Origin of the sequence: Kocuria sp. CNJ-770, assembly GCF_001942375.1 — a bacterium.
GTDB classification, from domain to species: domain Bacteria; phylum Actinomycetota; class Actinomycetes; order Actinomycetales; family Micrococcaceae; genus Kocuria; species Kocuria oceani.
The window spans coordinates 31378-40687 of sequence record NZ_MKJW01000094.1; the positions used below are offsets into that span (position 1 = coordinate 31378).

10 protein-coding genes and 2 pseudogenes are annotated in these 9310 nt (G+C 76.3%); 4 read left to right on the top strand and 8 right to left on the bottom strand.

The genetic code is table 11. The features are described 5' to 3' along the window. Window positions 1–92: 92 nt before the first annotated feature. The 3 genes and pseudogenes from BJF77_RS21655 to BJF77_RS09805 all read right to left on the bottom strand — a co-directional run bounded on the left by BJF77_RS21655 (window position 93) and on the right by BJF77_RS09805 (window position 1771). Window positions 93–638, bottom strand: coding sequence for a glycosyltransferase (locus BJF77_RS21655; RefSeq protein ID WP_255396211.1), 546 nt, complete (start codon window positions 636–638; stop codon window positions 93–95). A 122-nt stretch (window positions 639–760) separates the two neighbouring features. Further along, window positions 761–1357, bottom strand: a pseudogene (locus BJF77_RS21660) (glycosyltransferase); the annotation flags it as partial. A 15-nt stretch (window positions 1358–1372) separates the two neighbouring features. Continuing rightward, window positions 1373–1771, bottom strand: coding sequence for a hypothetical protein (locus tag BJF77_RS09805; protein ID WP_075872038.1), 399 nt, complete (start codon window positions 1769–1771; stop codon window positions 1373–1375). Window positions 1772–2083: 312 nt separating this feature from the next. On the opposite strand from BJF77_RS09805, the gene BJF77_RS09810 reads away from it, so the two are divergent. Beyond that, a complete protein-coding gene (locus tag BJF77_RS09810; RefSeq protein ID WP_017833636.1) occupies window positions 2084–2332 on the top strand; it encodes a WhiB family transcriptional regulator in 249 nt (82 codons plus the stop codon). Window positions 2333–2404: 72 nt separating this feature from the next. On the opposite strand, the gene BJF77_RS09815 is transcribed toward BJF77_RS09810, so the two are convergent. The 3 genes from BJF77_RS09815 to BJF77_RS09825 form a co-directional block, all read right to left on the bottom strand. Then, window positions 2405–3970 carry a sensor histidine kinase gene (locus tag BJF77_RS09815; RefSeq protein WP_075872039.1) on the bottom strand — a complete coding sequence of 522 codons (1566 nt, stop codon included), beginning with the start codon at window positions 3968–3970 and terminating at the stop codon, window positions 2405–2407. Between the two features lie 48 nt (window positions 3971–4018). Continuing rightward, window positions 4019–4882 (bottom strand): P-loop NTPase, encoded by an 864-nt coding sequence (locus BJF77_RS21665; protein ID WP_158041224.1) that lies wholly within the window; start codon window positions 4880–4882, stop codon window positions 4019–4021. A gap of 514 nt (window positions 4883–5396) precedes the next feature. Beyond that, the gene (locus BJF77_RS09825; protein ID WP_047802458.1) at window positions 5397–6050 is read right to left on the bottom strand and encodes an SAF domain-containing protein; all 654 of its coding nucleotides are present in this window, start codon (window positions 6048–6050) and stop codon (window positions 5397–5399) included. Window positions 6051–6288: 238 nt separating this feature from the next. Here BJF77_RS09825 and BJF77_RS09830 point away from each other — a divergent pair, with 238 nt between their 5' ends. After that, entirely contained in the window at window positions 6289–6504 is a 216-nt protein-coding gene (locus BJF77_RS09830; RefSeq protein WP_047802457.1) for a helix-turn-helix domain-containing protein, read from the top strand. 34 nt (window positions 6505–6538) lie between these two features. On the opposite strand, the gene BJF77_RS09835 is transcribed toward BJF77_RS09830, so the two are convergent. Further along, window positions 6539–7102, bottom strand: coding sequence for a hypothetical protein (locus BJF77_RS09835; RefSeq protein WP_047802456.1), 564 nt, complete (start codon window positions 7100–7102; stop codon window positions 6539–6541). 144 nt (window positions 7103–7246) lie between these two features. Here BJF77_RS09835 and BJF77_RS09840 point away from each other — a divergent pair, with 144 nt between their 5' ends. Both BJF77_RS09840 and BJF77_RS21670 read left to right on the top strand, forming a co-directional pair. Then, window positions 7247–8137, top strand: a complete 891-nt coding sequence (locus tag BJF77_RS09840; protein ID WP_139318513.1) for a LysM peptidoglycan-binding domain-containing protein — start codon at window positions 7247–7249, stop codon at window positions 8135–8137. Between the two features lie 101 nt (window positions 8138–8238). After that, window positions 8239–8754 carry an Rv3235 family protein gene (locus BJF77_RS21670; protein WP_047802455.1) on the top strand — a complete coding sequence of 172 codons (516 nt, stop codon included), beginning with the start codon at window positions 8239–8241 and terminating at the stop codon, window positions 8752–8754. Here BJF77_RS21670 and BJF77_RS21675 read toward each other — a convergent pair. After that, window positions 8732–9310: pseudogene (locus BJF77_RS21675) on the bottom strand (preprotein translocase subunit SecA); the annotation flags it as partial. The gene BJF77_RS21670 and the pseudogene BJF77_RS21675 overlap by 23 nt on opposite strands.

Sequence of the window (9310 nt, forward strand, 5' to 3'; positions counted from 1 at the left end):
CATTGGGGTCCTGGTGGGCCCGGTCGACATCCGGCCGGTGGGGGGTGAGGGCACGGGCGCGCCGGGCGTGCGCTGCGTACCAAAGTACCTGATCAGTCCGCGAAGCCCTGAAGCAGCCACTCGGCGGCGAGGCGGCCGGAGGCCGCCAGGGAGGCGTTCTCGGCCGCCCAGTCCGCGCGCCGGCGCCGCAGCCGGTCGTTCTCCTCGGCGAGGGCCGGGTCGCGCCGGCGGTCCAGGGCCGCGATCATCGCCTCGGCCACCGCGTCCGCGTCGTGGTCCACGGCCGCGCCCAGGCCGTTGTCCTCCACGAGCTCGGCGGCGACGCCGGCCCCGGCGTAGACGACGGGGGTGCCGCACGCGGCGGCCGCGTAGATCTTGGTGGGCTTGGTGAAGTCGTAGCCGATGTTCGGCAGCACGGCACCCAGGGCCGCCACGGCCCCGCGGGTCCACTCGGCGGTCTCGGCGGCAGGACGCAGCCCCTCGAAGACGACGTGGCCGGGGGCCGTGCGGGCGGCGATCTCCTCGACCCGGTCGATGTCGGAGCCGCGGCCGAAGAAGCGCAGCTGCGCGTCCGGATGAGCGCGGAGGACCCGCGGCAGGGCGCGGACGAACACGTCCGCGCCCTGCCACTCGGACATCGACCCGGCGTAGACGAAGTAGGGGCGCCGGGGTCGGCCACGGGTCCGTCGGGCCGGAAGACGTCGGTGTCGATGCCGTTCTCGGCCACGAGCACCTTCTCCCACGCGACGCCGGTGACGGACTGCAGCTCCCGTCCCATGGCCTCCGAGACGGTGAGCACACCGGCGGCCCGCCGCGCCGCGAGCGTCTCCATGACCCGCATGGCCCTCTTGACCAGCGGCGAGACGTCCATCTTCTCCGCGGCGGTCGTCCAGATGTCCGGCGCGTACCAGATGTAGGGCCGGCCCCGCAGCACCGAGGCGGCGAGCACGGCCATCCCCGTGGTGGGGGGCGGCTCGCTGACCACGAGGTCGGCGCGGGTGAGCAGCAGCCGGAAGAACACGGGGACGTCGAAGCTGAGGTACTGCACGATGCCGCGCACGTAGTCGAACCGGTCCCGCAGGACGGGCCAGCGGCGCACCGGATAGGGCTCGGGCTCGATCTCCGTCCCCGCGGGCGGGCGCGTGGTGAGGACGCGCACTTGCGCACCCCGCTCGGTGAGGCCCCGCGCCAGGGCGCGCAGCCGGAAGGACGCGGCAGCCGGCTCGGGGGCGAAGATGCGGCTGACGATGACGACGCGGCGGGGAGTCACGGGGGAGACCACCTGTTCGGAGCTTCTCGACGGGCAGGGACACGGGCGGGGGCAGGGCACGACGGCGCCGGTTTCGGGCGCTCCCACTCTACTGGCTCGGTGCTACCGCACGGTGCGGCTCGTCCAGGCGAGCACCGTGGGGCGGAACAGCAGGAGGAGCACGACGGCGGCCGGCACGGCCAGGACCAGGCCGAGCGCCCACTGGCCGCCCTGGAGCAGCGGGAGGGCGAGCACCAGCACGAACAGCTGGGCCACCAGCGCCGCGGCCCGCGGCCAGCGGAAGCCGCGCCACAGGCCGCGGCCGACGTGCAGCAGCCACAGCGCGCCGCCGAGGAGCACGAGCACCAGGAAGACCGTCCCGCCCACGGTCAGGGGCTGCTCGAAGAGCAGCGTCCAGACCAGGCGGAGCCCGGCGACGGCCAGGGCCAGGGCCTCCAGCAGCACGATGCCGGACAGCACGGCGATCTCGCGCGGGCGCGCGTCCGGGGAGGGGGTGGACATGGTGACGGTCTCCTTCCGGCCGGGCCGCGGGGCGCGGACTGCCGCGCTCCCCCGCCACCATAGTGCGCCGGGCGGCGGCGGGGACGCCCCCGGCGGGCCCGCCCGGGACCGGCTGTGAGGAAGACCTCACCGATACGGGTGTGACCGGCGCCCCAAACCCCTTGTCCCCCACCCCGCGGCGTGGGAAGGTGGACGACAGTTCTTCACAAGGCCCGTGCGAGTGGGCCTTTTCTCTTGTCCCGGACGCCCCTGCCGCAGGATCGTTCTGCCCTGTGCGCCGGGACCCGTCCTTGAAAGGAGCGATCGCTGACCATGGATTGGCGTAGTCGCGCAGCATGCCTGGAGAAGGATCCCGAGCTGTTCTTCCCCGTGGGCAACACCGGACCTGCTCTGCTCCAGATCGAGGAGGCGAAGGCCGTGTGCCGCAGCTGCCCCGTGATGGACACCTGCCTCCAGTGGGCCCTCGAGTCCGGCCAGGACGCCGGGGTCTGGGGCGGGATGAGCGAGGACGAGCGGCGCGCCCTCAAGCGCCGCGCCGCCCGCGCCCGTCGCGCCTCCTGAGGCACCCGCCCGCGACGAGGACGTTCGCGGCACCCGAGGACCGGGACCCCACGGGGTCCCGGTCCTTCGTCGTCAGGGGCCGGGCTGGTCGTCGAGACGGGCCCGCACCGTGACCTCGGTGCCGCCGCCCTGGCGCCGGGACCAGTGGATCGACCCGCCCAGTTCCCCGGCCACGAGGGTGCGCACGATCTGCATCCCCAGGCCCTCCCCGACGTCCGCCCGCCGGAACGCGGCCGCGCCGGTCTCCTCGGGCACGACCGCGCCCATGCCCACCCCGTCGTCGCTCACCACGACCTCCAGCAGCTGGCCGGCGCCCTCTCCGTCGGGCACCCGGGAGGCCTCCAGGGTCACCGTCCCGGTCCGGCCGGCCAGTCCGTGCTCGACCGCGTTCGTGACCAGCTCGTTGATGACCAGGGCCAGGGGCGTGGCCAGGCGGGTCGGCAGCTCGCCGAACTCCCCGATGAGCCGGGTGCGCACCGACTGCTCCGGGGCGGCCACCTCCGCGACGAGCCGGAACTGCCGCTCGATCAGCTCGTCGAAGTCCACGTTCTGCGTGAACCCTTGCGACAGCGTCTCGTGCACCATGGCGATCGTCGCCACGCGGCGCATGGCCTGCTCGAGCCCGTGCCGGGCCTCGTCGGTGGTCATCCGCCGGGCCTGCAGCCGCAGCAGGGCGGAGACCGTCTGGAGGTTGTTCTTGACCCGGTGGTGGATCTCCCGGACCGTCGCGTCCTTGGACACGAGCTCCAGGTCCCGGCGGCGCAGCTCGGTGACGTCGCGGCACAGCAGCACGGCGCCCAGCCGGCCCGACCGGTCCCGCAGGGGCACGGAGCGGAAGTTCACGCTCACCCGGGCGCCCTCCACCTCGGTGCGCCAGGCGGTGCGCCCGCTGAGCACCGGGGCGAGCGTCTCGTCCGGTTCGACGCCGGGTCCCAGTGCCGGCGGGACGACGTCCATGAGGCGCTTGCCGACCAGGTCGCCGTCGATCCCCAGCCGGCGCAGCGCGGACTCGGCGTTGGGCGAGACGTAGGCCACCCGGTCGTCGGCGTCGATCCGGATGGCGCCGTCACCGACGCGCGGCGCGCCGCGGCGGGAGCCCGTGGGCGCCGAGAAGTCGGGCCACAGGCCCTCGTTGGCCATCCGCAGCAGCGCGTCCGCGGCCTCTCGGTAGACGACCTCCTGGAGGGAGGACACCTGCCCGGACCGCCGCCCGGTGTGCACGGTCAGCAGGGCGAGGGTGCGGCCGTTGCGCACGAGCGGGACGATCTTGACCTGGGCGGCCGAGGCCGGCCCGTCCCCTCCCGCACGCAGGAGCTCGATCCGCCGGCCCACCCATGCCGCGCGCAGCGGCCCGGCGAGCTCCTCGGGCATCAGCTCCCCGACCATGTCCTGGTGGAAGACGGTGGGGCCGGTGGCCGGCCGGACGTGGGCGAGGACCCGGAAGGGGCTGCCCGGTGCGGGCATGCCGCGGCCGTTGCCGCTGCCGGCGGAGGGGATGTAGTCCACCGGGAAGCTCAGCACGAGGTCGCCGAAGGCGAGGTCGGAGATGAGCTGCCAGTCCCCCACGAGCAGGTGCAGCCACTCGTAGTCGCCGGGACCGAAGTCCCCGCAGTTCCTCAGGGGGTCCGTGAACGCCACGTCGTCTCCGGTCGTCGCGGGCGGAGGAACCGGGCGGTGCCTCCGGGATCAGCGGCGCAGCCAGGCCCCGATCCTGCCGCCCAGCCTAGTACCGCGCACCACCGGTTCCCCGCCCGCGTCCGCTGGCTCGGCGAGCACCCCCGCGGCGAGCCGGCGCAGCGCCGCCCGCACGGGCGAGCCGGCCGCGGTCTCGGCCAGCACCGCGCCCGCCAGCAGCGCCTCGTCGAAGGTCTCCGGGTCCCACGGCACGAAGTGCTCCACGGCCGGTCCGGAGCCGAACCGGGCCCATGCCTCGCGGATCCCCAGCTCCGGGGCCCGTCCCGCCGCGGAGCGGCGCAGCTTGTTGACCGTGACGACGAGCCGGGCGCCCGGCGCCGCGGCGGCGACGTCGGACAGACCCTTGACCAGCCGGGGCACGCCGATGGCGTCGGCCGCCCCCACGGCCACGACCACGTCGGCCCGTTCCAGCACCGTCAGCGCCGCCGCGTGCCGGCGGGGCGCCATCGAGTCCACGGTGAGCTCCTCGTCGGCCTCGAGCGCGAAGCCGCAGTCCACGACAGTCGTCCCGAACTCCTGGGCGCACCGCTCGAGGACCGTCGCCACCGCTCCCGAGCGCAGCTCCGGCCACCGGTCCTGACGGGTGAGGCCGGTGAGCACCCGCACGGTCCGCCCCGCGACCGCCACGTCGGCGGCGGTCCGGCGCAGCGCGGGGCCGTCGAGCCGGCCCTGGTCGGCCAGGCGGCAGGCCTGGGCGAGCCCCGCCGCCTCGTCCAGCATGCCCAGGGCGGCGGCCACCGAGGGCCCGTAGGTGTCGGCGTCCGCCAGGGCCGCGTCCTCGCCGAGCAGCGCGAGCTCCGCCGCGAGGTTGACCGCCACGGTCGTGCGGCCGGGCGCTCCGGTGGGACCCCACACCGCCACGATCCGCCCGGACCGGGGCGGGCGCGGCGGCTCCGCGCCGGGCGGGGCGGACTCGGGCCCGCTGACCGGCCCGTCGGCGGCCTCGACGACGGCGAGCTCCCTGCCGTCGGCCTGCTGCTCCGGCGCGTGCGCGGCGACGTCGGCGTAGCGACGGCACTCGGGGTGGCCGCCGCGGCGGCCACCGCCTCCTCCACCAGGCGCGCGGCGTCGGCCGGACCCGCTCGTTCCGGGACGACCACCGCGCCGAGCCCGGCGAGCCGGCGGTGGTCGTGCCCCTCGAGCACCAGCAGCACGGCTCCGCCGAGCCGGACCTGCTCCAGCAGGCTGGCGGTCAGCTCCTCGGCGCCCTCCGCCACGAGGGCGGCCCGGCCGAGGCCCGCCCTCGCCGCCGCGAGGAGCTCGGTGAGGTCCAGGCAGCGCCGGACCACCGTGACGGGCCCGTGCAGCCGCTCGATGCCGTCGACCAGGGGCCACGTGGAGATCCCGAGGGCCATGACCGGCAGACCCGTCACGGCGCGCCCGCCGGGTTCCACACGAGCGTGACCCGGGCGTCGTTGCCCAGGGCGTCCACGACGTCCTCCATCGGGCCGTCCTCGACGAGCACGTGCACCACCGTGCCGCGGCCCGCCCCCAGCGCGGTCTCCTCCGCGGAGACCGAGGCGATCTCCGCGGCGGGCAGCAGCAGGCGCGCGGGCTCGTGGCCGCGACCGGAGGGCCTCTGGGCCGCGACCCACACGTCGACGCGCGAGCCCGCCGCGGCGTCCTCGGGCAGCGGGTGCTCGACGGGCACCGCGACCGGCTTGCGATCGAGCCGGTCGGCCGTGCCGAGGGCGGCTCCCGGCAGCAGCTGGCCCTGCGGGATCCGCTGCGTCGCCACCGTGCCCGGGGCGGGGCCGGCGCCCGCGGGGACGTACAGGTCGGCGGCGTCCTGGAGGCGGACGTCCACGGCCACGACGTCGTCCTCGGTCACGGCCTGCCCGACCTCGAGGTCACGGGCCGCGGCCAGATAGGGGTCCGTGCGGTTGGTGGCCGTCACCACCGCGGTGACCCCGGCGACGGAGAGCAGCACGAGCAGCAGGCCGGTGAGCAGCCGCGGATCCTTCCAGGTCGGCTTCCTGAACCGGGCCGACGCGGCGTCCGCGCCCCTGACCGTGCCGCTCATCGGCGACCGCCTTCCTCCTGCGTGGGCGGGCCCTCGCGCCGCGCTCGTCGCCCACATTCTGCCCGTGCGGCAGGAGCACCGGAACAGCCCGGTGCACAACTGGGGACAGCCCGCGCCCGTCCCGCACGGGCTCCGGACCAGCAGGACGGGTGCGTCCCCCCTTGTGGACGGCCACCCGGGGACGGGCGTTCGGTGGCAGACTGGGACCGACGAGCAACGACGTGCGAGGAGGCGGAGCATGGCGCAGCAGCGCTTCCTGACCCTGGCCGACGTGGCCGAGATCCTCAACATCTCCGCCACGCAGGCGAGAGCCCTGGTGCGCAGCGGGGAGCTGCCGGCCATCCAGGTGGGCGGGCGTGGTCAGTGGCGGGTGGAGACGGCCAAGCTGGAGGAGTACATCGCCCGCGGCTACGAGCGCACCGCGGAGGCCGTGCGCTCGGGTTCCCTGGACTGACCAGTCCCCGGGCGGCGCCGCTCCGGCGGTGCGCTCACTCTCCGCTGAGCGAGGAGACGCAGACCAGGGCCGAGAACGGCACCGCCCGCGAGGCGGTCACGCTGCCCCGCCTGCGGTAGTCGTCGTCCGGGTGCAGGGCCAGGTCCACGAAGTCGGCGCCCACCCCGTCGATGGTCCCGTCGAGCTCCCCCAGGGCGCCGCCGCCGGTGAGCCGGATCCGCACCCGCGCCCGTCCCCGGGCGAGCGCCCGCAGCGCGTGGGCCAGCCCCAGGCGCACGGTCACGGTGTCCGCGGCCGGCTGCCATCCCCGGCCCAGGGACTCCCACCACAGCACCGCGCTCAGCGGCACGAGGTGCTCGGCCCCCCGGTCCTCGAGAGCGACCCACCCGGCGCCCAGCGCCCGCACCCGTCCCTCGACCGGGACGGAGCCGGCCAGCAGTGCCCGCACCGGTTCCCCGCGCCGCCGGCGCAGCCGGTCCGCCAGCTGCACCCGCGCGTACTCGGCGCGGGCCTGCTCTGCGGCCTCGGCCTCGAGCGCCTGCTGGCCCGCGGCGGCCAGCTGGGCCTCCATGTCCGCGAACAGCTGCTCCCAGCGCACCCGGGCCTCCCTCCGGCATCCGGCACCTCCGGCCGGGCAGGCCCTCAACCTAGGACCGCCCCGCACGGCCGTCAAGGAGTTCCCTGTGCACCGCGGGAGGTGGGGGCCTTTACACCCGGGCGCTGACGGTGCTACCAATGCCCCATGACACCAAAACGTGTCAAACGACACCAAACAGCATCAAACGAAAGCAACCGTCGTGCGGGTCGAGCGTCGCGCAGGGGTGCCACGGCGGGCTCCGCGTCCCGCGCCGCGGCCGAGCTGTGGCCGGCCCTGCTGCTTCCCGCCCTCGGCCTGTCGCTCGCCGCCAGCGGTGCCGTCCTCCTCGGCGGGGTTCCCGGCGGCGAGCGCAGCAGCGGGATCCGCGGGATCACGTGGTCCGCCGCCGCGGAGCCCGAGCAGCTGCTCGGGCTCGCCGCGGCCGGCCTCGGCTGCGCCGTGGTGCTGGTCTGGACGGCGGCCGCCGCCCTCGCCGTCCTCGCGGTGCTGGCCGGGCACCACCGGTGGGAGCGCCTGGGCCGGCTGTGCGGGCGCTGCTCCCCGGCGCTGCTGCGCCGGGCCGCCGCCGCGGCCCTGGGGCTGCAGCTCGTCGCGGCCCCGGGCGCGGTCGCCGACGACGCGCCCTCCCCGTTCTGGTCCGGGGGCACCGCGGTGCACGGGCCCTCCGCGTCGGTTCCGGACGGACCGACGCAACCGTCCGCCGCACCGGCCGACCTCGGAGCGGCACACCCCGCGCCGCTCCCCCCGCCCGTCGTGCCGGTCGCGCCCTCCGCGCCCTCGACCGGGGAGGCACCGCGATTCCCCGGTGCGCACCCGGCGCCGGCGGAGCGCACGGTCGACGGCGCCGTCACCGTCCTGCGCGGCGACACCCTGTGGTCCCTTGCGGCGGCGCAGCTCGGCCCCGGGGCCTCGGCCGCGGAGGTCGACCGCGCCTGGCCGGCCTGGTACGAGCTGAACCGGCACGTCCTGCCGCACGGGCCCCACCTGCTGCTCCCCGGTCAGCGGCTCGTGGTCCCGGGCACCGGAGACCACTGACCGCTCCGCCCCGACCACCCCGTCCCGACCACTCCGGCTTGAACACTCCGTCCTGACCATTCCGCCCCGACCACCGTCGCACCGCTCCCAGGAGGCCCGTCATGAACGCACCCGCCGCCGGTTCCGATCCTGTTGCCCGGGCGCTCGCTCCCCGGCCGTCCCCGGCCGCGCCGCCGGTCCGCCGGGAGCGCCCGGCGCCGCCCACGGCCCCGGGCGGCTACACCTGGGGCGCCACCCGCGTGGTCGGCGGCACCGCCGAGGACGAGCTGGGCCGGGTCACCGCGCTCGCCCGATCCATCGGCCAGGCGGCCGTGGAGGTGCTCGGCGGGAGCCGGCCGGCGGCGCAGCTGGGCCGGTGGACCAGCCCGGAGATCGTGCAGCGCTTCCAGCAGCGGGCCGACATGCTGCGGCTGCTGCAGGAGCAGTTCGAGGGCAAGGCCTCGCTGCAGGAGCTGCACCGCAACCCGCACGTCCGCCGGTGCCGGGTCTGCCGGGTGGACCGCGGCGTCTACGAGGTGGCCCTCGTGCTGGTCGAGCCGCGGCGCGGGCGGGCCGTGGCCATGCGGGTGGAGCGCCTGGGGCGGGGCTGGAGCGTCACCGAGCTCGAGGTCGGCTGACCCCGCCCCGGTGCGCCCGGCTCCGCTCAGCCCTCCGCGGTCTCTGCGCTGCCGGCCCGGGCGCGGCCCGGCGCCCGGCCCGGTTCGGGGCCGCGTCGTCCGCGGCGGCCGCCCCGTCGGCTCCGTCCGCGCCGGCGGCTCCGTCCGCGCCGGCCCGGACCGCCGCGGGGGCCGGCTCCACCCGGGTCTGCGTCCCGCCGGTCTCGCCGGGGCGGTGTACTGCAGGAAGCTGGGCTGGCGCGGGATCTGCAGCTCCACGGGACCGCCGTCGGCGCCCACGCGCTGACGGCGGATCTCCATCCGGAACAGCGTGGAGACCGTCTCCTCGCGGATCGCCCCCATCATCTCCTGGAACATCGCGTACCCCTCGCGCTGGTACTCCACGAGCGGGTCCCGCTGGGCCATGGCCCGCAGGCCGATGCCCTCCTTGAGGTAGTCCATCTCGTACAGGTGCTCGGGCCACTTGCGCCCGATGACCGAGAGCAGCACACGCCGCTCCAGGTTGCGCATGGCCTCCGGGCCGACCTCGTCCTCGCGCTGGGCGTAGACGAGGCGG